This is a genomic window from Streptomyces sp. HUAS CB01 (genome assembly GCF_030406905.1).
Lineage (GTDB): Bacteria > Actinomycetota > Actinomycetes > Streptomycetales > Streptomycetaceae > Streptomyces > Streptomyces chengbuensis.
The window spans coordinates 1,388,252-1,409,539 of sequence record NZ_CP129137.1; the positions used below are offsets into that span (position 1 = coordinate 1,388,252).

At 70.9% G+C, this 21,288-nt stretch carries 22 protein-coding genes and 1 pseudogene; 4 read left to right on the forward strand and 19 right to left on the reverse strand.

The window, feature by feature from the left end:
- Positions 1-110: 110 nt before the first annotated feature.
- The 10 genes from tatC to QRN89_RS06300 form a co-directional block, all read right to left on the reverse strand.
- Positions 111-1,058, reverse strand: coding sequence for a twin-arginine translocase subunit TatC (tatC, locus tag QRN89_RS06255; RefSeq protein WP_290348347.1), 948 nt, complete (start codon positions 1,056-1,058; stop codon positions 111-113).
- Positions 1,059-1,100: 42 nt separating this feature from the next.
- The gene (tatA, locus tag QRN89_RS06260) at positions 1,101-1,391 is read right to left on the reverse strand and encodes a Sec-independent protein translocase subunit TatA (RefSeq protein ID WP_290348348.1); all 291 of its coding nucleotides are present in this window, start codon (positions 1,389-1,391) and stop codon (positions 1,101-1,103) included.
- A gap of 212 nt (positions 1,392-1,603) precedes the next feature.
- Positions 1,604-1,801: a hypothetical protein gene (locus tag QRN89_RS06265; RefSeq protein WP_290348349.1), complete on the reverse strand. Its 198-nt coding sequence runs from the start codon at positions 1,799-1,801 to the stop codon at positions 1,604-1,606.
- Positions 1,802-1,999: 198 nt separating this feature from the next.
- Positions 2,000-2,263 (reverse strand): CpXC domain-containing protein, encoded by a 264-nt coding sequence (locus tag QRN89_RS06270; protein ID WP_390702049.1) that lies wholly within the window; start codon positions 2,261-2,263, stop codon positions 2,000-2,002.
- Positions 2,264-2,282: 19 nt separating this feature from the next.
- Complete coding sequence (locus QRN89_RS06275) at positions 2,283-3,239, reverse strand: helix-turn-helix transcriptional regulator (RefSeq protein WP_290348351.1); 957 nt, start codon at positions 3,237-3,239, stop codon at positions 2,283-2,285.
- A 17-nt stretch (positions 3,240-3,256) separates the two neighbouring features.
- A complete protein-coding gene (locus QRN89_RS06280; RefSeq protein WP_290348352.1) occupies positions 3,257-4,213 on the reverse strand; it encodes a helix-turn-helix transcriptional regulator in 957 nt (318 codons plus the stop codon).
- 123 nt (positions 4,214-4,336) lie between these two features.
- Entirely contained in the window at positions 4,337-4,711 is a 375-nt protein-coding gene (locus tag QRN89_RS06285) for an FKBP-type peptidyl-prolyl cis-trans isomerase (RefSeq protein ID WP_290348353.1), read from the reverse strand.
- Between the two features lie 43 nt (positions 4,712-4,754).
- Positions 4,755-5,687: an FKBP-type peptidyl-prolyl cis-trans isomerase gene (locus QRN89_RS06290; RefSeq protein ID WP_290348354.1), complete on the reverse strand. Its 933-nt coding sequence runs from the start codon at positions 5,685-5,687 to the stop codon at positions 4,755-4,757.
- Positions 5,688-5,822: 135 nt separating this feature from the next.
- On the reverse strand, positions 5,823-7,184 hold the full coding sequence (pafA, locus tag QRN89_RS06295) for a Pup--protein ligase (RefSeq protein ID WP_290348355.1): 1,362 nt from the start codon (positions 7,182-7,184) through the stop codon (positions 5,823-5,825).
- 9 nt (positions 7,185-7,193) lie between these two features.
- On the reverse strand, positions 7,194-8,465 hold the full coding sequence (locus QRN89_RS06300; RefSeq protein ID WP_290348356.1) for an MFS transporter: 1,272 nt from the start codon (positions 8,463-8,465) through the stop codon (positions 7,194-7,196).
- A 142-nt stretch (positions 8,466-8,607) separates the two neighbouring features.
- Here QRN89_RS06300 and QRN89_RS06305 point away from each other — a divergent pair, with 142 nt between their 5' ends.
- Positions 8,608-9,636: a LacI family DNA-binding transcriptional regulator gene (locus QRN89_RS06305; protein WP_290348357.1), complete on the forward strand. Its 1,029-nt coding sequence runs from the start codon at positions 8,608-8,610 to the stop codon at positions 9,634-9,636.
- A 279-nt stretch (positions 9,637-9,915) separates the two neighbouring features.
- Here QRN89_RS06305 and prcA read toward each other — a convergent pair whose 3' ends face one another.
- From prcA to arc, 6 genes and pseudogenes are all read right to left on the reverse strand, one after another.
- A complete protein-coding gene (gene prcA / locus QRN89_RS06310) occupies positions 9,916-10,677 on the reverse strand; it encodes a proteasome subunit alpha (RefSeq protein ID WP_290348358.1) in 762 nt (253 codons plus the stop codon).
- Between the two features lie 62 nt (positions 10,678-10,739).
- Positions 10,740-11,555: a proteasome subunit beta gene (gene prcB, locus QRN89_RS06315; RefSeq protein WP_290353591.1), complete on the reverse strand. Its 816-nt coding sequence runs from the start codon at positions 11,553-11,555 to the stop codon at positions 10,740-10,742.
- Positions 11,537-11,623, reverse strand: a pseudogene (locus QRN89_RS06320) (endonuclease VII domain-containing protein); the annotation flags it as partial. The pseudogene QRN89_RS06320 and the gene prcB, both read right to left, overlap by 19 nt.
- A 137-nt stretch (positions 11,624-11,760) precedes the next feature.
- On the reverse strand, positions 11,761-11,979 hold the full coding sequence (locus tag QRN89_RS06325) for a ubiquitin-like protein Pup (protein ID WP_290348359.1): 219 nt from the start codon (positions 11,977-11,979) through the stop codon (positions 11,761-11,763).
- Between the two features lie 132 nt (positions 11,980-12,111).
- On the reverse strand, positions 12,112-13,623 hold the full coding sequence (dop, locus tag QRN89_RS06330; protein WP_290348360.1) for a depupylase/deamidase Dop: 1,512 nt from the start codon (positions 13,621-13,623) through the stop codon (positions 12,112-12,114).
- Between the two features lie 270 nt (positions 13,624-13,893).
- The gene (arc, locus tag QRN89_RS06335) at positions 13,894-15,660 is read right to left on the reverse strand and encodes a proteasome ATPase (RefSeq protein WP_290348361.1); all 1,767 of its coding nucleotides are present in this window, start codon (positions 15,658-15,660) and stop codon (positions 13,894-13,896) included.
- Positions 15,661-15,917: 257 nt separating this feature from the next.
- Here arc and QRN89_RS06340 point away from each other — a divergent pair, with 257 nt between their 5' ends.
- Positions 15,918-16,196 (forward strand): ferredoxin, encoded by a 279-nt coding sequence (locus QRN89_RS06340; protein ID WP_290348362.1) that lies wholly within the window; start codon positions 15,918-15,920, stop codon positions 16,194-16,196.
- Positions 16,197-16,225: 29 nt separating this feature from the next.
- On the opposite strand, the gene QRN89_RS06345 is transcribed toward QRN89_RS06340, so the two are convergent.
- The 3 genes from QRN89_RS06345 to QRN89_RS06355 all read right to left on the reverse strand — a co-directional run bounded on the left by QRN89_RS06345 (position 16,226) and on the right by QRN89_RS06355 (position 19,249).
- Positions 16,226-16,813 (reverse strand): hypothetical protein, encoded by a 588-nt coding sequence (locus QRN89_RS06345; RefSeq protein WP_290348363.1) that lies wholly within the window; start codon positions 16,811-16,813, stop codon positions 16,226-16,228.
- A gap of 256 nt (positions 16,814-17,069) precedes the next feature.
- Complete coding sequence (locus QRN89_RS06350; protein WP_290348364.1) at positions 17,070-17,957, reverse strand: tRNA (adenine-N1)-methyltransferase; 888 nt, start codon at positions 17,955-17,957, stop codon at positions 17,070-17,072.
- Between the two features lie 44 nt (positions 17,958-18,001).
- Complete coding sequence (locus QRN89_RS06355; protein ID WP_290348365.1) at positions 18,002-19,249, reverse strand: site-2 protease family protein; 1,248 nt, start codon at positions 19,247-19,249, stop codon at positions 18,002-18,004.
- Positions 19,250-19,590: 341 nt separating this feature from the next.
- Between QRN89_RS06355 and QRN89_RS06360 the strand changes: the two genes are divergently transcribed.
- Complete coding sequence (locus QRN89_RS06360; RefSeq protein WP_290353592.1) at positions 19,591-20,394, forward strand: RecB family exonuclease; 804 nt, start codon at positions 19,591-19,593, stop codon at positions 20,392-20,394.
- An 84-nt stretch (positions 20,395-20,478) separates the two neighbouring features.
- The gene (locus QRN89_RS06365; protein WP_290348366.1) at positions 20,479-21,150 is read left to right on the forward strand and encodes a response regulator; all 672 of its coding nucleotides are present in this window, start codon (positions 20,479-20,481) and stop codon (positions 21,148-21,150) included.
- The last annotated feature ends 138 nt before the right edge of the window (positions 21,151-21,288 follow it).

Consider the following 21,288-nt stretch of genomic DNA (forward strand, 5'->3'; position numbering starts at 1 on the left):
GTCGAGCCTACCCGCCAGGTCCGACAGCGGGCGCGATCTTATTCGAGCGCGGACGGAGACTCAGGGTGAGCGGCCGGACGCGGCGCGCTCACCCGGGGGGACCCTCGGAATCAGGTGACGTCGTCGTACCCGTTGACGCGGCCCCGGTCGCCGCTCTGCTGCTCGGGGAGCGCGCGGGCGGCGGGGACGGCCTCGATCTCGCCGATGGCCTCGGGCGTGAGGTCGAGCTCGGAGGCCTCGTCGTCGCTCAGGCCGGCGTCGGGGTTCTTGCGTCCCCGGCGGGCGTCGTTGAGGAAGGAGAAGCCCACGGCGACGAAGTAGAGGACGGCCAGGGGGCCGGCCAGGAGGAGCATCGAGATCGGCTCACCACCCGGTGTGGCGATCGCGGCGAAGGCCGTGAGGCCGATGATCATTCCGCGCCACCAGCGGAGCATCCGCCTGCCGGTGAGCACACCGGTGATGTTGAGCAGGATGAGGAGCAGCGGAAGTTCGAAGGCGATACCGAAGACGATCACCATGCGGGTGATCAGGTCCAGGTAGTCGTCCAGCGGCAGCAGCGGCTTCGCACCGGACGGGGCGAACCCGAGCATGATCTCCGCGGTCTGCGGCAGGATCGAGTACGCGAGGTAGGCGCCGCCCACGAAGAGCGGGACGCCGGCGGCCACGAAGCTCAGCGCATAGCGCTTCTCGTGGTGGTGCAGCCCGGGGGCGACGAAGGCCCAGAGCTGGTAGAGCCAGACCGGGGTCGCGGCCAGTACGCCCGCCATGAGGGCGACCTTCAGCGCGATCGTGAACGGCGACAGGAGGCCCTGGGTCGTCATCTCGGCGCAGAGCTGGCCGTTCCGCATGACGACCTCGCCGTTCACGCAGCCGACCGACTCGAGGATCGGCCGCATCAGGAAGGCGAAGATCTCCTTCTGGAAGAAGGCTGCGACGATCGTCACCACCGCGATCGCCAGCACCGACTTCATCAACCGGTTGCGCAACTCACGCAGGTGTTCTCCGAGCGGCATCCGCCCCTCGGCGTCCTTCTCCTGCTTGCGTGCGGACTTGAGCAACCCACTTCCTCGTCTCGTGCGGGAACCGTCGGGGGAACCGGGTCAGCTCTGGGTCGTGCGGTTCGGCTCCGAGACCGGGCGGCTGCTCGTCACATCGCCGGGGGCGGCCTGGATGGTGCGCGGGGCGCCCTTCTGCGCGGCGGGGTCGGCGCCCGGCGTCGTCTGACCGCCCGCCGGCTCGTCGTCCTTCTTCATCGCCTTGGCCTCGCTCTTCAGGATCCGAGCGGACTTGCCGAGCGAACGGGCCATGTCGGGCAGCTTCTTGGCACCGAACAGCAGCAGGATGACCACGATGATCAGGAGGATCTCGAGGGGCTTCAGATTGCCGATCATGTGCGACTTCCTTCTCACTGAGGCGGCTGAAGGGCGGGCTGCCCGGCGGCGGTCGGACAGGAGTCCGATCGCCGACATGGCAGCGATCGTAACCCGCCGGAGTAAACGCAGGGCAATGGCTGTGCATACCGGCGATTGCGACCCGAACCGGCAGCGCGTCCACCACAGGCAGGGTACCTCCGGGCCGTCCGCCGGAGGAGACCGCGTATCCGCTACCGCAGGGCCTCGCCCGTGCGCGCCAGACCCGTCGCCGCTCTCTCCAGGTCCTCCGCGGCGCGGTTGACGCGTTCCGCGGTGGCGGCCACCTGCCGGCCCAGTCGCTGGACCTCCAGGAAGACACGGACACCGAGGACGCCGAGGACGGCGATCCCGAGGAACCCCAGGGCGATGGCGAGCATGGGCCAGAACATGGAGCAGAGCCTAGTGCCGCGAGCGGAGGGGTGCGCCGCGAGGCTCGCGGCCCCCCGGTGCGCTGTGCCGCCGGGCGGACGGACTGCTCACCCACCGTGCGCATTCGGGCGACTCCGCAAACGCCGCGAAGTACTGCCGTGCGGGTTGCCGCGGGACCGGTGAACCCTTCGGTCACGGCACCGGAGGCCGGAACGGGGTCAGACGGTGGAGTGGAGGCGCAGCGTCCGCACTCCGCCGCCGGTGAGGAGTTCGACTATCCGCTCCCCCGCCGGCTTGCGGACGGCGGCCCCGCACTCGGGGCAGGTGAAGGAGTAGAAGGTGGTCCGCCGGCTCGCACCGATCGCGAGCCGCAGCGCGCCCGCCGCCAGTTCGAAGCGGCCGCGGCAGTCGGGGCAGGCGGCCTTGAAGAGGGTCGGGACCTTCGGCGCCTGAATTCCGGACAGAGCGGACATATCCCTCATGGTTCCCATCGATCGGCCGTCAGTCCTGACTGTCGTACGCGGCGAGCGCCTCACGCGCCGCCTGCCGCGCGCTCCCCGCGAGGTCGGACGGCGACACGATCCGGCCGTCGCGCCCCAGCCGGAGCGCGAGCCGCCGCAGGGACGCCGGGTCAGGGGTGCGCAGGGTGATCCGCAGACCGCCGTCGGGCTGCTCCTCCGCGCTGTCGTGCGGGTAGTACTCGGCCACCCAGCGGCCACCCGGACCGACCTCGACGACGACCTCCGGATCCTCCGCCGACGGCTGCACCAGCCCCTCCGACAGATCGCGCAGCTCCGTCTCGGGCGGTGCCGACGGCTCGTCCAGGAGCCGGATCTCGGCCACCCGGTCGAGCCGGAAGGTCCGGCGCGCCTCGGAGAGGTAGCACCAGCCCTCCATGTACGTGTGGCCGACGGCGAAGAGGCGGATGGGGTCGACCTCGCGCTCGGTGAGCTCGTCCCGCGCCGGGGAGTAGTAGCGCAGCCACAGTCTGCGCCGCTCGGAGATGGCGCGGTCGACGTCGGCGAAGACACCCCCCTCGGACTCGAAGGTCACGGAGAGCCGGGAGCTGGCGCCCGCGGACTCCCCGGCCGCGGCCTCCAGCTTGGCGGTGGCCCGCACCAGTGCCTCGCGGTCGCCCTCCCGCAGCCCGGGCAGCGTGGCGACGGCGCGCGCGGCGACCAGGAGCGCGGTCGCCTCGTCGGCGGCCAGCCGGAGCGGCTCGGCGACGTCGTCCGGGTTGTGCCACCAGATGCGCTCACCGTCGGTGTCGATGTCGAGGAGATCGCCGCCGCGGAAGCTGGTCCCGCACATGGGCAGCACGTCGAGGTCGGAGATCAGCTCGTCCTCGGTGATCCCGAAGGCCCGGGCGACGTCCCCGACCCGTGCGCCGGGGCGTTCACGCAGATACGTCACCAGCGAGAGCATCCGCCGGGTCTGGTCGATGGCGTTCGCGGCCATGCCTGTACGAGTCCCCCTCAGCCCTTGGCCACGGCGCGCAGCCGGTCCACCACATCGGCCCGCAGATCCGCGGGCTCTAGCACGACGACGTCCGGTCCGAACTCCACCAGCCAGGCGTCCAGACCGTGCCCGTACGGAATCTCCAACTCGTCCCACCCGTCTCCGAGTTCCCGTACGGATGTGGCGCGGGCGCGCAGCGGGTAGCCCGCGCCGGCCCGCAACCTGATCCGCGCGGTCCTCGTGGCGGTCTCGCCGGCCCAGCTCTCGACCGTCTCGCGCACGGTGACGACGTCCGGCACCGGCGCGGTGAAGGCGCCGGTACGGGAGCGGACCTTGCCGGTGATACGGGAGAGCCGGAAGACGCGCTCGGCGCCGCGGTCGCGGTCCCAGCCCGCGAGGTACCAGTGCCCGCGCCAGCACTCCAGCGTCCAGGGCTCGACGTGGCGGGTCTCGGGGCGCACCGCGTTGGACTTGCGGTAGTCGAAGACGACGGGCCGCCGGTCGCGGCAGGCGAGCATCAGCGGCTCGAAGGCGGTCTCGTGGACCGGGATGCGCGGCTCGAGGGCGCTGTGCTGGACCTCGTACAGGTCCTCCGCCTCGGGCATTCCGGCGGCGCGCAGCTTCTGCAGGGCTCCGCTGGCCGCGCCGGCGAGCCGGGCCTGCTGCCAGACCTTGGCGGCGAGGCCGAGCGCCGCGGCCTCCTCGGCGTCGAGGGTGATGGGCGGAAGCCGGTTGGAGTCGCGGCGGGCGAGATAGCCGGTCTCGCCGTCGAGGTTGTCCACGGTGGCGATGACGAGTCCCAGTTCGCGGAGGTCGTCCTTGTCGCGCTCGAACATCCGGTTGAAGGCGTCGTCGGAGGCGGCTTCCATGTAGGCCTCGATGGAGCCGCGCAGCTCCCGCTTGCTGAGCGGCCGCCGCGTCCCGAGCAGACACAGCGCCAGGTTCATCAGCCGCTCGGCCTTGGCAATGGCCATCGACGCCCTTCCGCCCTTCCTCACCGTTCTTCTGATCGTCGAACCTACCGCTACGGAGCGTCGTGGCAAAAGCGCGGGGCCCATGCCCGTACAGGCATGGGCCCCGATCCGGACCGGCTGCGATCAGACCGCGACCAGGTCGCAGACGAAGATCAGCGTCTCGCCCGGGGCGATACGGCCGCCGCCGGCGCCGCGGTCCCCGTAGGCGAGGTGCGCCGGGATGGTCAGCTGGCGGCGGCCACCGACCTTCATGCCCTGGACGCCCTGGTCCCAGCCCTTGATGACCTGGCCGGCGCCGAGCTGGAACTGCAGCGGGGTGCCGCGGTTCCAGGAGGCGTCGAACTCCTCGCCGGTGGAGAAGGCCACGCCCACGTAGTGGACGGAGACGGTGTCCCCCGCCTTGGCCTCGGGCCCGTCGCCCTCCCAGATGTCCTTGATCTCAAGGTCGGCCGGCGGCTCGCCGCCCGGGAAGTCGATCTCGGGCTTCTCGATGCTCACGTGTTGCTCCTTGCGTTCTCTGTGCGAGTCAACGCGGACAGTCTTACAGAACCGCCAGGATGTCGACGGAGAAGACCAGCGTCGACTTCGCCGGGATCGGGCCCTGGGCCTGGTCGCCGTAGGCCATGTCCGGCGGCACGACGAGGAGCACCCGGCTGCCGACCTTCTTGCCCTCCAGCCCCTTCGACCAGCCCGGGATCACCCCGGCGAGCGGGAAGGTGACGGGAGCGCCCTTGGAGTAGCTGCTGTCGAACTCCTTGCCGTCCTTCCACAGGACGCCCTTGTACTGGACGGCCACCGTGTTGTCGGCCTTGACCGCGGGGCCGCTGCCCTCGATGACGTAGTTGGAGACCAGCTTGGTCGGCGCGGCCTTCTTCGGCACCGTGATCGAGGGTGCCTTGCCGTCGGTGTTCGTACCGACCTTGGGCAGGTCGATGTTGTCCTGGGCCACCTCGGTGCCCTTGGCGGACACGGGGAGGGTTGTGCCCTTGACGACGTCCATGACGAACACGAGCGTGGCGTTGGGCGGGATGTCGCCCTGGCCCTGGCTGCCGTACGCGAGCGACGGCGGGATGGACACCTCGAGGCGGCTGCCGACCTTCTGGCCGTCGAGCGCCTTCTGCCAGCCCTCGATGACGCCACCGCCACCGATCGTGACGGCGAAGGGCTCGCCCCGGTCGAAGCTGTTGTCGAACGGCTTGTCCCCGTCCCAGACCTGGCCGAGGTAGTCGACCTGGGCCTGGTCGCCCTTCTTGAGGGCCTGGCCCTTGCCCTCGCTGATGACCTCGACCTTGAGGTCCTTGGGGGGCTTGCCCTCGCCCTTGGCGAGCGTGGGCTTCTCGCCGAACTTCGCACCCGCGGTGATGGCGGGCAGTCCGTTCGACGTCTGGGCGGAATTGGAGCCCTTGTCGTCGCCGCACGCCGCTGTGGAGAGCAGCAGCAGGGGCACGACGAGCAGGCCGGCAAGTCGGCGCACGTGTTCCTCAGATCTCAGACGGCACTTCGGTCGCTCGACACTCTAGGCCGTGCCGAGGGCCCCGTACGAGAGACGTACGGGGCCCGAGGGACGTTCCCGGCCCGCCCTGCCGGGTGCTGGCGGGCGGCCGTACCGCTACATTCCGGCGATCAGCTTCTCCACCCGGTCATCCACGGAGCGGAACGGGTCCTTGCACAACACGGTGCGCTGCGCCTGGTCGTTGAGCTTGAGGTGCACCCAGTCGACGGTGAAGTCCCGCCGCTGCTCCTGCGCCCGGCGGATGAAGTCGCCGCGCAGTCGCGCCCTCGTGGTCTGCGGGGGCACGGACTTGCCCTCGAAGATCTTGAGGTCGTTGCAGATCCGGGCGGCCTGGCCCTTCTTCTCCAGGAGGTAGTAGAGCCCGCGCCGGCGGTGGATGTCGTGGTACGCGAGGTCTATCTGCGCGACCCTCGGGTGCGACATCGTCATGTTGTGCTTGGCCCGGTACCGTTCGATGAGCTTGTACTTCATCACCCAGTCGATCTCGGTGCCGATGCGGTCGAGGTCCTCCTCCTCGATGGCGTCGAGGGTGCGGCCCCAGAGCTCCAGGACCTGCGCCACCGTGCCGGTGCGGATGCCCCGGCGGTCGACGAAGTCCACGGCCTTCTCGTAGTACTCCCGCTGGACCTCCAGGGCGGAGGCCTCGCGGCCGCTGGCCAGGCGCACCTTGCGCCGGCCGGTGATGTCGTGGCTGACCTCGCGGATGGCCCTGATCGGGTTCTCCAGCGTCAGGTCGCGCATGACCGTGCCCGCCTCGATCATGCGCAGCACCAGGTCGGTGGCCCCGACCTTGAGCAGCATCGTCGTCTCCGACATGTTGGAGTCGCCGACGATGACGTGCAGGCGGCGGTAGCGCTCGGCGTCCGCGTGCGGCTCGTCCCGGGTGTTGATGATGGGCCGGGAGCGGGTGGTCGCGGAGCTGACGCCCTCCCAGATGTGCTCGGCGCGCTGGCTGACGCAGTACACCGCGCCGCGGGGGGTCTGCAGCACCTTTCCCGCGCCGCAGAGCAGCTGGCGGGTGACGAGGAACGGAATCAGGATGTCCGCGAGCCGGGAGAACTCTCCGTGCCGGGCCACGAGGTAGTTCTCGTGGCATCCGTAGGAGTTTCCCGCCGAATCGGTGTTGTTCTTGAAGAGATAGACGTCGCCCGCGATTCCCTCCTCGTGCAGGCGGCGTTCGGCGTCGACGAGCAGGCCTTCGAGGATGCGCTCGCCGGCCTTGTCGTGGGTGACCAGTTCGGTCACGTCGTCGCATTCGGGAGTTGCGTATTCCGGATGCGAACCCACGTCGAGGTAGAGGCGGGCCCCGTTGCGCAGGAAGACATTGCTGCTGCGGCCCCATGACACGACTCGGCGGAAGAGGTAGCGCGCCACTTCGTCAGGTGACAGTCGGCGCTGTCCCCTGAACGTGCACGTGACGCCGTACTCGTTCTCCAGCCCGAAAATGCGGCGGTCCATGAGGGAACATTACGCCCGATGGCCTGAGCTGAAACCGGGTTCGACGGCACCGCTTCGATCATTTTCATCCGCCGGCGCGTCGTGTGCGCCGCTGCCGGGAGCTGCGAGGACCCGTCCGGTGGCCAGGAGAACGAGCAGGGCGGCGATCCCGCCGCCCCCGGCGACGGCGAAGCCCGCGGTGGTCCCGCCGAATTCCACGGCCGGGCCGGCGGCGGCCGTGCCGACCGCCGCGCCCACGCCGAAGGTGGTCACCAGCCAGGAGAACGCCTCGGTGACGGTCCCGCGCGGCGCGTGCCGATCGACGACGAGGAAGGCGCACGCGATCGCGGGCGCGAGGAACAGCCCTGAGACTACGCCGAGCGCGGTCATCGCGGGCACGGCCGGGGTGAGCAGCAGCGGCAGATAGCCCAGCGCCAGCAGGCCGGTGATCACGCGCAGCCGCCGCTCGGGAGCGCCGGCCCAGTCCCGGGCACCGTAGGCCGCACCGCCGATCAGGGCGCCGAGGCCGAGGGCCGCCATGAACCAGCCGTACACGGCGTCTCCGCCGTGCTCGTCGGCGTAGGCGAAGGCGGCGACCGTGATGGAGCCGAGGGCGAGGCCGACGAAGAAGAACGAGCCGAGCAGGGCGAGCAGCCCGGGCGAGCGCAGGGCGCCCAGCCAGTGGGCCTCGCGCGGCGCGGACCGCCAGGCGCGGGAGGGCCCGGAGACCACCACGGAGAGTGCGCCGAGGACACCCAGGACGTTGACGACGAGCAGCGCGGCGGTCGGCGACATCAGCCAGACCAGCAGCGTGACCAGCAACGGGCCGACCGTGAACATGACTTCCTGGGCTATCGCGTCCATGGCGTAGGCGCGGTGCACCCGGTCCTGCCGGTGGCCGAGGACGTCCGGCCACAGGGCGCGCAGCCCGCCCTCGAGGGGCGGGGTGAAGAACCCGGCGACGGCGACGGCGGCGTAGGCCAGGGGGAGCGAGTCGATGCCGGCCACGGCGAGCAGGCCCATGCCGAGCGCCGAGAGGACGGCGGCGGGAAGCTGGACCCTGGGCTGCCCGTGGAGGTCGACCATGCGCCCGAGGAGCGGCTGGCCGGCGGCGGTGGTCAGTCCGTAGACCGCCGCGAGGGCGCCGGCGAGGGTGTAGCTGCCGCCCTCGGCACGGGTGAAGAGCACGATCGCGATGTGCGCGACGCCGTTGGGCAGCCTGCCCACGAGCGTGCCCGTGAGCAGGCGCGCCGCGTGGGGGGCCTTGAGGATGTCCATGTACCCGGAGACTCCGGCACCCATCGCTTCCGCCTCTTCGCTCCCACCCCGGCCGGATCTCGCCCCGACCTGGGAAGTTTTACGTATAACTAGATGCGTCATACGTACCATGTCAGATGCGGCGAGTCCACTCCCGCGGTGTACGGGACCGAGCGCGGAGGCGAGTGTGCAGACCCGGGAGCCCGCCGGCGGAGCGCGGCCGACCAGCAGGGACGTGGCGCGGGCGGCCGGGGTGTCGCAGGCCACGGTGTCGCTGGTGCTGGGCGGGAAGTGGCGCGGCCGGGTGTCCGAGCGCACGGCCGGTCTGGTGCGCGAAGCGGCCTCGCAGCTCGGCTACCGGCCGAACCTCGCCGCGCGCAATCTGCGGCTCGGCCGGACGCGCACGGCGCTGCTGGTCGTTCCCGCGCTGACCAACGAGTTCTTCGCGCGCGTGTACGGCGGCGCGGCAGCGGTGGCCGCCGAGCACGGCTTCGGCGTGGTGCTGTACCCCTCCCCCGAGGGCGTGGGACCGGCACGGGACCCCTTCGCGTCCGCGCGGGCAGCCCTGGACGGGGTGATCGCCTCCTCGATGGCGGCCGGGGCGCTGGACGCGATCCGCGGTTCCGATCTTCCGCTGGTGATGCTGGACAGCGACCCGTCGGACCCGGCGTCCGCGGCCCAGGTGAACCTGGACGTCGCGGACGGTATGCGGCAGGTGACGGACCATCTCCTCGCCCTCGGCCACCGGCGCTTCGTCCATCTGTCCTCCGCCGTGCCGTCCTGGACCTTCGAGGTCCGGGCCCGGGCGCTGGAGGCGGAACTGCGGGCCGTGCCGGAGGCGGAGCTGCGGACGGTTCCCTCGCCGCTCGACGTGGCCGGTGCGCTGGAGGCGGCGGGGCGGGCGCTCGCCGCTCCGGGGCCGCGGCCCACGGCCCTGGTGTGCGACGACGACATCCTCGCGGCCGGTGCCTGCAAGGCGGTCCGCCGCCTGGGGCTGCGGGTGCCGGAGGACGTCTCGGTGACCGGTTTCGACGATCTGACCCTGGCGACGGCGGTGGAGCCGGAACTCACCACGGTCCGTCTCCCGGCCGAGCGGATCGGCCAGGCCGGCATGACGGCGCTCCTCGACGTCCTCGCGTCCCGTTCCCCGGCCTCCGGCGCCCTCCCGGTCACCCTGGTCCCCCGGGGCTCCACGGGCCCGGCACCGGCGGCCTGACGGCCTGGCGGGGTCCGCGCGGCTGGGCACACCCCCACGGACACAGGACTCCACGGGCCCGGCACCGGCGATCGCAGGCCCGTGGGGGGCCGGCCGGCGGCTGGGCGCCCGGCCGCGCACACCCCCACGGACACAGGACTCCACGGGCCGGCACCTGCGATCGCAGGCCCGGGGGCCGGCCGTGGCCGCGCACGGTGCCCGTACGGACGTCCTCGCCCCGAAACGACCGCGCCCCGCCCGTGGGATCACGGGCGGGGCGCGGAGGACGGGATGTGCGCGTTACGCCTCGTCGTCCGAGGTCTCCTCGTCCGAGGGGGCCTCCGTCGGGGTGGAGGCGGCGTCGTCGGCCCCGAGCAGACGGGACAGCTGGCGTCCCACGATCCGCTTGAACTTGCGCTGCTGGGGACGCGTGCGGTCCAGGACCGCGACCTCCAGGCGCTCCGCGGGGATCTCCCGCTCGCCGCCGTTGGTGTCGCGGGACAGGGCCTGCACCGCGAGCTTCAGGGCCTCGGCGAGCGACATCCCGTCACGGTGCCGCTGGTCGAGGAAGGAGCTGATCTGCTCGGCGTTGCCGCCGACCGCGACGGAGCCGTGCTCGTCCACGATCGAGCCGTCGTGCGGCAGCCGGTAGATCTGGTCGCCCTCGGGCGACGTACCCACCTCGGCGACGACCAGCTCGACCTCGTACGGCTTCTCGCCCGCGCTGGAGAAGATCGTGCCCAGGGTCTGCGCGTAGACGTTGGCGAGGCCGCGGGCCGTCACGTCGTCCCGGTCGTAGGTGTATCCGCGCAGGTCGGCGTAGCGGACGCCGCCGATGCGCAGGTTCTCGTACTCGTTGTACTTGCCGGCTGCGGCGAAGCCGATCCGGTCGTAGATCTCGCTGAACTTGTGCAGCGCGCGGGACGGGTTCTCGCCGACGAACACGATGCCGTCGGCGTACTGCATCACGACCAGGCTGCGGCCGCGCGCGATGCCCTTGCGGGCGTATTCCGCCCGGTCGGCCATCGCCTGCTGTGGTGAGACATAGAACGGCGTCGACACCGGCTATCCGTCCCTTTCTGTCAGTGGCGAGGAGTCACCGCCCAGCGGTGTCCTGGGGAACATCAGAGCAGTGTGGCCCTCGGGCCGTCGGGCTGCTCCCTCCGGCGCTCCAGGACCGCGTGGGCGATCTCGGAGGCCTCGGCCTCGGTCAGCTTGCGGAAGCCCTCGTCGGTGATGACGGTGATGATGGGGTAGATGCGGCGCCCCACGTCGGGTCCGCCCGTGGCGGAGTCGTCGTCGGCAGCGTCGTACAGGGCCTGGATGACCAGGGTGAGCGCCTGCTCCTCGGTCAGGTCCTCGCGGTAGAGCTTCTTCATCGACCCGCGGGCGAAGATCGACCCGGAGCCCGTCGCGGCGTACCCGTGCTCCTCGGAGCGGCCGCCGGTGACGTCGTACGAGAAGATCCGGCCCTTCTCCCGGTCGACGTCCCAGCCGGCGAAGAGCGGGACCACCGCGAGGCCCTGCATGGCCATGCCGAGATTGCTCCGGATCATCGTGGACAGACGGTTCGCCTTGCCCTCGAGGGAGAGCTGGGCGCCCTCCACCTTCTCGAAGTGCTCCAGCTCGAGCTGGAACAGCTTGACCATCTCCACCGCCAGGCCGGCGGTGCCGGCGATGCCGACGGCGGAGTACTCGTCGGCCGGGAAGACCTTCTCGATGTCGCGCTGGGCGATCATGTTGCCCATCGTCGCCCGCCGGTCACCGGCGAGCACCACTCCGCCGGGGAAGGAGGCGGAGACGATCGTCGTGCCGTGGGGTGCCTCGATCACGCCCTGCACAGGGGGCAGGACCCGCTTGCCCGGGAGCATCTCGGGAGAGTGCTCGCCGAGGAAATCCATGAACGACGAGGAGCCGGGCGTCAGGAAGGCTGCCGGCAGACGCCCGGTGCTACGAGGGTTGGCTTCCACGCGTTTCCTTCCGGATGGGCGGCGGCCCGCCTGCGGACGAGCCGCGGGCCGATCTTGAAATGCACTGCACGGACCTTACCCGTGCCGTCGCCGGTCATCCGTCCCGGCACCGGCCGCCTTGCGCGGACCGCTGCCGGGACGGACGACGGGGCTGTCCCAAACGGGAGCCGGGGCGCTACTGGCCGCCCTTCTGCACGAAACTGCGCACGAAGTCCTCGGCGTTCTCCTCGAGGACGTCGTCGATCTCGTCGAGCACGGAGTCGACGTCGTCGGACAGCTTCTCCTGGCGCTCCTTGAGGTCCTCGGAGGTCTCCGCCTCCTGCGCCTGCTCCTCGACCTCCTCGGTGGAACGCGTGGCCCGCTGCTGCCCGCCGCCGGTGTCCTTGGTCGCCATATCCCTCACCCCGCTCGGATTGCCCGCTTGGTTCGGACTCAAGATCAGACCCTACAAGGAGGGTCCGACATCGGCCCCGCACTTTCCTCAACGTCCGGGGCCCACCTTCATGATTCCCGGACGCGGGTCATTTCAGCCCCCGGAGAGGACTCGGACCAGGTCCTCCGCGGTCCGGCACCGGTCCAGGAGCTCCTTGACATGGTTACGTGTACCACGCAACGGTTCCAGCGTCGGAACGCGCTGCAGGGAGTCCCGGCCCGGCAGGTCGAAGATCACCGAGTCCCAGGAGGCGGCGGCCACGTCGTCCGCGTACTGCTCCAGGCAGCGGCCGCGGAAGTAGGCCCTGGTGTCCTCGGGAGGCTTGCTCTCGGCCCGCTCGACGTCGGGCTCCGTCAGGAGCCGCTTCATCTTGCCGCGGGCCACCAGGCGGTTGTACAGCCCCTTCTCGGGGCGCACGTCCGCGTACTGCAGGTCCACGAGGTGCAGGCGGGCGGCGTCCCAGTCCACGTTGTCGCGCCTGCGGTAGCCCTCCAGGATCTCCCGCTTGGCGATCCAGTCGAGCTCGCCGGACAGGCTCATCGGGTCGTTCTCGAGCCGGTTGAGGGTGTCCTCCCAGCGCACCAGGACGTCCTTGGTCTGCTCGTCCGCGTCGACGCCGAAGCGGTCCTCGACGTACTTGCGGGCCAGCTCGAAGTACTCCATCTGCAGTTGGACGGCGGTGAGTGTCCGGCCGCTGCGCAGCGTGACCAGCCGCTGCAGGGTCGGGTCGTGGGAGACCTGGTGCAGCGTGCGCACGGGCTGGTCGACGGCCAGGTCGACGTTGATGAAGCCGTCCTCGATCATCGACAGCACCAGCGCGGTCGTGCCGAGCTTGAGGTAGGTCGAGATCTCCGACAGGTTCGCGTCGCCGATGATCACGTGGAGCCTGCGGTACTTCTCGGCGTCGGCGTGCGGCTCGTCGCGGGTGTTGATGATGGGACGCTTCAGGGTGGTCTCCAGGCCCACCTCCACCTCGAAGTAGTCGGCCCGCTGACTGATCTGGAAACCGTGCTCGCGGCCGTCCTGGCCGATCCCGACCCGGCCGGCACCGGTCACGACCTGCCGGGACACGAAGAACGGCGTCAGGTGCCGCACGATGTCCGAGAAGGGCGTCTCCCGCTTCATCAGGTAGTTCTCGTGCGTGCCGTAGGACGCGCCCTTGTTGTCGGTGTTGTTCTTGTACAGGTGGATGGGCTGGGCGCCGGGCAGCTGGGCGGCGCGCTCGGCGGCCTCCGCCATGATCCGCTCGCCGGCCTTGTCCCAGAGCACGGCGTCCCGCGGATTGGTGACCTCGGGGGCGCTGTACTCGGGGTGGGCGTGGTCCACGTAGAGCCGGGCGCCGTTGGTGAGGATCACGTTGGCCAGGCCGATGTCCTCGTCGGTGAGCTGGCTGGAGTCGGCGGCCTCGCGGGCCAGGTCGAAGCCCCGGGCGTCGCGCAGGGGATTCTCCTCCTCGAAGTCCCAGCGGGCACGCCGCGCCCGGTGCATCGCCGCCGCGTAGGCGTTGACGATCTGGGACGAGGTGAGCATGGCATTGGCGTTCGGGTGGCCGGGGACGGAGATCCCGTACTCCGTCTCGATGCCCATTACTCGCCGTACGGTCATGCGGCCCTCCTTGCCCGGCGGCGCTCCCGTCCGGGAGCGGCGCTCAAGTACCGCTCGTTCTCCGTTGCGTGTGCGGTGCCCGTCCCCGCACGGCGCGACGCGGCGGTACGGACGAGCCTAGAACGCCTCTGCGCTGGGGGGGAGATCAATTCGGTCATTGCCCTGTGTGGTGCGATTACCCGTCCGGAACCCCTCGGAAAGCAGCCGGCTGCGGATGCCCTCCCCCGATTTCCAAGGGGAGCCCCAGGACATCCGCAGCCGGGCTGCGATCTACAGGTACTGACCGGTGTTCGCCACCGTGTCGATGGAGCGTCCGGTGTCCGCGCCCTGCTTTCCGGTGACGAGGGTGCGGATGAAGACGATCCGCTCGCCCTTCTTTCCGGAGATCCGGGCCCAGTCGTCCGGGTTCGTGGTGTTCGGCAGGTCCTCGTTCTCCTTGAATTCGTCGACGCACGCCTGGAGCAGGTGCGCGACGCGGAGACCCTTCTGGTTGTGGTCGAGGAAGGCCTTGATGGCCATCTTCTTCGCCCGGTCCACAATGTTCTGGATCATGGCACCGGAATTGAAGTCCTTGAAGTACAGGACTTCCTTGTCGCCGTTGGCGTACGTGACCTCGAGGAAGCGGTTCTCCTCGGATTCCGCGTACATCTGCTCCACGACCGACTGGATCATGCCCTGGACGGCCGCCTCCTTGGAGCCGGTGTGCTCGGAGAGGTCGTCCGCGTGCAGCGGCAGCGAGGGCGTGAGGTACTTCGCGAAGATGTCCTTCGCCGCCTCCGCGTCCGGACGCTCGATCTTGATCTTGACGTCGAGCCGGCCGGGCCGCAGGATCGCCGGGTCGATCATGTCCTCGCGGTTGGAGGCACCGATCACGATCACGTTCTCCAGGCCCTCCACACCGTCGATCTCGGCGAGCAGCTGGGGGACGATCGTGTTCTCGACGTCCGAGCTGACACCGGAGCCGCGGGTGCGGAAGAGTGACTCCATCTCGTCGAAGAAGACGATGACGGGCGTGCCCTCACTGGCCTTCTCACGCGCACGCTGGAAGACCAGGCGGATGTGCCGCTCGGTCTCGCCGACGTACTTGTTGAGGAGCTCGGGGCCCTTGATGTTGAGGAAGTAGCTCTTCCCCGCGGGCTGGCCGGTCACCTCGGCCACCTTCTTGGCAAGGGAGTTGGCGACGGCCTTCGCGATCAGCGTCTTGCCGCATCCGGGCGGGCCGTAGAGCAGGATGCCCTTGGGCGGCCGCAGTTCGTGCTCCTTGAAGAGATCGGGATGCAGGTACGGGAGCTCGACGGCGTCCCGGATCATCTCGATCTGCCCGCCGAGGCCGCCGATCTTGTCGTAGTCGACGTCCGGGACCTCTTCGAGGACCAGCTCCTCGACCTCGCTCTTGGGCACGACCTCGTACACGTACCCGGACCTGGACTCGAGCAGCAGGGCGTCGCCGGGGCGGATGGTGACGTCCAGCAGCGGCTCGGCGAGCCGTACCACCCGTTCCTCGTCGGTGTGCCCGATCACCAGGGCCCGCTCGCCGTCCTCGAGGATCTCCTTGAGGGTGACGATGTCCCCGGTGCGCTCGAACTCCATGGCCTCGACCACGTTGAGCGCCTCGTTGAGCATGACCTCCTGGCCGCGCCGGAGCTCCTCGGCCTCGACGCCGGGGCTGACGTTCACCCGGAGCTTGCGGCCCCCGGTGAAGATGTCGGCGGTGCCGTCCTCGTTGGCCTGCAGGAAGACACCGAAGCCGGCCGGCGGCTGCGCGAGCCGGTCGACCTCCTCCTTGAGGGCCACGATCTGGTCTCGGGCCTCACGGAGCGTGTTCGCCAGTCGTTCGTTCTGTGCGGACACGCCGGCCAGGTTCGTCTGCAGCTCGACGATCCGCTCCTCGAGAATCCTCGTATGACGCGGAGAGTCGGCGAGCTTGCGGCGCAGGACGGCGATTTCCTGCTCGAGATAGGCGACCTGGCCGGCGGGGTCTTCAGACCCCCGCCCCGGCCGGAAGCCGCGGTTGTTGTCGTCGTCGTGGGCTGCCACGGTCCTCACCTCCTCCAAGGGGAGCTGGACGCTTCCTGACCCTACCTGGGTGGGTGGTGATTGAAACCCCTAGATCACAAAGACGGAAGGGGTGTGTCCGATCTTCACCCTTGCGCTGCCCCTCACGCCAGGGGAATACCCACCCATCAACATCGGAAAGCGGGCGGTTGTATGGTCGGAACGGTCAACACCCGTCAGGGCTGGCCCGTATTGATACAACACGGCTCGATGCACACCGCGCAGGAACGGCAGGCGACATGAACGAGGCTCTCGAAGTCTGGATCGACCAGGAGCTGTGCACCGGCGACGGCATCTGCGCCCAGTACGCGCCCGAGGTCTTCGAGCTGGACATCGACGGTCTGGCCTATGTGAAGAGCCCCGACGACGAGCTGCTGCAGGACCCCGGTGCCACAACGCCCGTACCACTGCCCCTGCTGACCGATGTCATCGACTCGGCCAAGGAGTGCCCGGGCGACTGCATCCACGTACGCCGCGTCTCGGACAAGACCGAGGTGTACGGGCCCGACGCCGAGTAGCCCGTCCGTCACGGACCGAGGGTGACTCCTCACACACTCCCGGTGGTGTCGCCGCCCTCACCGGACTCGACGAACTTCCCCCCGCTCCAGTGCCACTTGACCGTCTCGCGCCGGTCCGGGCAGCAGCGCGGCACGTCCGGCGACGAATAGCCCAGCAGTCCGGCCGTGACGACTCCGTCACCGACGGCCAGCTCGCCGACGCTCTGCCGTCGTGCGGGCTCCAGCAGGGTGGCGACGACGCGGGAGTCGCCCGCCCGCGACCGGGCGAGCACGTAGATCCCGTTGGGCGGGGTTCCGGAACCGGCCTCGCAGCGCGCCGCCACGACCGTCTCCGGGCCGCCGTCGCCGTCCAGGTCCCCCGTCGCCTGCTTCACGACCACGGTGGGCGCTCCGCCGCACTCCAGGGGCAGCGCGACGTCGTCGACCCCGGGGGCCGGTGCGGGAGCCGCTGCCGCGGCGGTGGTGGCTCCCCGGTCCCCGGACTGCCCCGCTCTGGCGTGGTCCGGCTGCAGCAGACCCGCCATGGCGACGACCGCGGACATGGCCGTCGCGGTGGCCAGCCAGTGCACCGGGCGGGCGTGTGTGTGCGCGAGATCCGGGACGGCGGAGGTCTGCACCGAGGCGTCTCCTGTGAGCGGGCGGTTCCGGTGGGGTGCCCCGCATCGTGCCACACGTCACAGGGCGCGGGAACAGCGGGGTACGAAACCGCCGTGGCGAAAAACCGGCACAAACCGCCCGGCGCGAACCAACGCGGCCGGGCCGCCCGGGAGTTCCCCGCCGGTGACCGGAACTCGTCGTCGGCCCGGCCGCGTTGCCGGGAATGCGTCCGCCCCGCACCCGGAGCCGGGTGCGGGGCGGTCCGCTGACGGGTACTCAGCCCTTGTTCGGGCCCTCGTAGTCCTCGCCGTAGGCGCCCTTGGCGGGCCTGCGGCGGCGCATCGGCGGCTCCACGCCGTCCGCGAGCCGGCGGGCGGTGACCAGGAAGCCGGTGTGGCCGATCATCCGATGGTCGGGGCGCACGGCCAGGCCCTCGACGTGCCAGTTGCGGATCATGGACTCCCACGGCTGCGGCTCGGCGTAGCAGCCGATCTCGCGGATGGACTCGACGGTCCGCGCGAGCTGCGTCGTGGTCGCCACGTAGCAGCACAGGATGCCGCCGGGGACGAGCGCCTTGGAGACGGCCTCCAGGCACTCCCAGGGCGCGAGCATGTCCAGGATGACGCGGTCGACGTCGGCGTCCGAGAGGTTGTCCTGGAGGTCCCCGACGGTGAGCGTCCAGGCCGGGTGCGGACCGCCGAAGTAGCGCTCGACGTTGCCCCTGGCGATCTCCGCGAAGTCGTCACGGCGCTCGTAGGAGTGCAGCATTCCCTCGTCGCCGATGGCGCGCAGCAGGAAGGCGCTCAGCGAGCCGGAGCCGACACCCGCCTCGACGACGCGGGCCCCGGCGAAGATGTCGGCGAAGGCCAGGATCTGCCCCGCGTCCTTGGGGTAGACCACGGCTGCGCCGCGGGGCATGGACAGGACGTAGTCGGGGAGCAGGGGGCGCAGCGCGAGGTAGGCGACGTTTCCCGTGGTACGGACAACACTGCCCTCGGGGGCGCCGATCAGCTCGTCGTGCGGGAAGGAACCCTTGTGGGTGTGGAAGTTCTTCCCGGCCTCGAGCGTGAACGTGTAGTGGCGTCCCTTGGGATCGGTGAGCTGGACCTGGTCCCCGACCTTGAAGGGCCCGCGACGGCGGGCGGCACCGGTCGGTTCGGACATGTGACCAGTGTATGGGCTGCGGGAACCCGCCCGTGCCACGCGGTTCAGGAGCCGGGACGGGCCATCGCGGCCACGAAGGCCCGCTCGACGTCCGCAGTGGAGAGCACTCCGTAGATCTCCCCGGTCTCCTCCACCACCAGGTACTCGGTGGCCGGATTCGCGCGCAGCCGGTCCAGGAGCGCCTCGCCGGCGAGTTCGGCCGGGACCTTCATGCCGTCGGTGAGGTCCTGGGCGAGGCCGCCCACGGCGACCCAGGGGCGGCGGTGCTCGGGCACGCCGACGATCGCGGTCTCGCGGACGAGGGCCGTCGGGTCGCCGTGCCCGTCGACCACGACGAGGGCGCGGGCACCGGCCTCGTTGGCGCGCCGCAGTGCCTCGGAGAGCGGGGTGTCCGACCCGACGGGGACGGCCCGCCGGGTGAGGGCCCGGGCACGCAGTTCGGGCAGGTGCTCCCGCAGACGGGCCATGCGCAGGCTGTTGCCCGCGCCGGTCCAGATGATCGCGGCGAGGATGGCGGCGAGCAGCGCGTCGGTGACGGTCTCCATGCCGCCGATGTCCTCGGTGGCGTTGCCGAGTGCGCCGGTGTGGGTCAGCAGCGGCAGGCCGATGAGTACGGCGACGGCGAGGGCGCGGCCCACCCACGCGGCGGCGACGGTGCCGCTCATCGGCTTGCCGGTGATCTTCCAGACGACCGCGCGCAGCATCCGGCCGCCGTCCAGCGGCAGTCCGGGGAGCAGGTTGAAGGCGGCGACGATGAGGTTGGAGATCATCAGGCCGGCCAGCAGCACACCGGGGACGGTGCCGGGCTCGACCGCCTGCATGCCGGCGTAGAAGACGGCGGCGAGGACGAGCGACAGCAGCGGGCCGACGAAGGCGAGGACGAACTCCCGGCCCGGGGTCTCCGACTCCTTCTCGATCTCCGAGACGCCGCCGAAGAACTGGAGCTGGATCCGCCGCACGGGCAGCTTGTAGCGCAGCGCCGCGACGGTGTGGGCGAGTTCGTGCACCAGCACGGACGCGTAGAAGGCGACCGCGAAGAACAGGGAGACGAGATAGCGGGCGCCGCCGAGCTCCGGGAGGACCCTGTCCAGCTGGCCGCCGAAGACCCAGGTGATGAGGGCCGCGACCAGGAACCAGCTGGGGGCGACGTACACCGGCACACCGAAGGGGCGGCCCATGAGGATGCCGCCGCCGGGCTCCGCCGAGCGGTCCCGCTTGCCGCCGCCGGGGTCCGCTTCCCCCGTGCCGGACCGCGCGCGCGTACGCTCGCCGCTCTCCTCGTCCTTCTTCACGGGTTCCCTTCGTCACGAGGCGTCGCTCGCTCGATCATGCAGTGCGAGAGGGTCTGACGTCGATGGTATGCCGCTCGCTGTCGGTGGCGGGCCGTAGGGTCTGAGTCATGAGTACGAGTCAGCCGCCCGTTCCGGAAGGCCCGCCGCACCCCGAGGGGGTGCCGTCGCCCGCCGAGCGGACGCTCCCCCCCTCCGCGGCGGTGCCGCCGCAGGCCGCCGGGGTGCCGCCGCAGGCCGCCGGGGTGCCGCCGCAGCCCGCTCCGGTGGATGTGCCCGGCTCGGCCGACGGGCATCCGGTGCCGCCGGAGGATCGCCCCTCCCCGCCGGAGGGCCGGCCGCCGATGTCGCTGTCGCCCTCGCGGGCGAGCGACTTCATGCAGTGCCCGCTGCTCTACCGCTTCCGGGTGATCGACCGGCTGCCGGAGAAGCCCAGCGAGGCGGCGACCCGGGGCACGCTGGTGCACGCGGTGCTGGAGCGGCTCTTCGACGCGCCGGCCGTCGAGCGCACGCCGCCGCGTGCGAAGTCACTCATTCCCGGTCAGTGGGACCGGCTGCTGGAGTCCCGGCCGGAGCTGGGCGAGGTGTTCGCGCAGGACGAGGACGGCGAGCGGCTGGCGCGCTGGATGTCCGAGGCGGAGGCGCTGGTCGAGCGGTGGTTCTCGCTGGAGGACCCGACGCGGCTGGAGCCGGCCGAGCGCGAGCTGTTCGTGGAGACGGAGCTGGAATCGGGGCTCCGGCTGCGCGGGGTGATCGACCGGGTGGACGTGGCGCCGACGGGCGAGGTCCGGATCGTCGACTACAAGACGGGCAAGGCGCCCCGCCCCGAGTACAGCGAGGGCGCGCTGTTCCAGATGAAGTTCTACGCCCTGGTGATCTGGCGGCTGAAGGGCGTGGTGCCGCGGCGGCTCCAGCTGGTCTACCTGGGCAGCGGGGAGGTGCTCACGTACGACCCGGTGGCGGCGGACCTGGAGCGGGTGGAGCGCAAGCTGCTGGCGCTGTGGGACGCGATCCTGCGCGCCACGGAGACGGGCGACTGGCGCCCGCGGCCGACGAAGCTCTGCGGCTGGTGCGACCACCAGGCGGTGTGCCCGGAATTCGGCGGGACGCCGCCGGTGTACCCGCTTCCGGTCGTCCCGGCGGGGTGACGCACGGCCGGCCGCCGCCCGGGGGAGGGCGTCGCCCGGGGGCAGGGCAGAATGGGGCCGGTCCCGTATTCCTGAGGAGATTCCGTGGCTATCCGCGTCCTACTCGTCGACGACCAACCGCTCCTGCGCACGGGCTTCCGGATGATCCTGGAGGCCGAGCAGGACATCGCCGTGGTCGGTGAGGCCGGGGACGGCCTGCAGGCCCTGGACCAGGTGCGGGCCCTCCAGCCCGATGTGGTGCTGATGGACATCCGGATGCCGCGGATGGACGGCGTCGAGGCGACCCGCCAGATCACCGGCCCGGAGCGGGACGGCCCGGCCAAGGTGCTGGTGCTGACCACGTTCGACCTCGACGAGTACGTCGTGGAGGCGCTGCGGGCGGGCGCGAGCGGCTTCCTGCTGAAGGACGCCCCGGCGAACGAGCTGGTGCAGGCGATCCGGGTGGTCGCGGCGGGCGAGGCGATGCTCGCGCCGAGCATCACGCGCCGGCTGCTCGACAAGTACGCCGGCCATCTGCCGTCCGGCGAGGAGCCGGTGCCGAACACGCTGCACACCCTGACCGAGCGCGAGGTCGAGGTCCTCAAGCTGGTCGCCCGCGGCCTGTCGAACGCGGAGATCGCGGCGGACCTCTTCGTCAGCGAGACGACGGTGAAGACGCACGTGGGCCATGTCCTGACGAAGCTGGGCCTGCGCGACCGGGTCCAGGCAGCGGTGTACGCGTACGAGAGCGGGCTGGTGCGGCCGGGAGCGCAGTGACGGGCACACGGGCGGTGTGCGGTGCTCGGAGGGGCGCCGCACCGTAGGGCCGCGGCCGGTTGGGGCGGGCCGGCCGGTCGTCCGCCGGTGAGCGGGGCGGCGACGGCCCACCGTGGGCCCGCTGCCACCGCCGGGAGC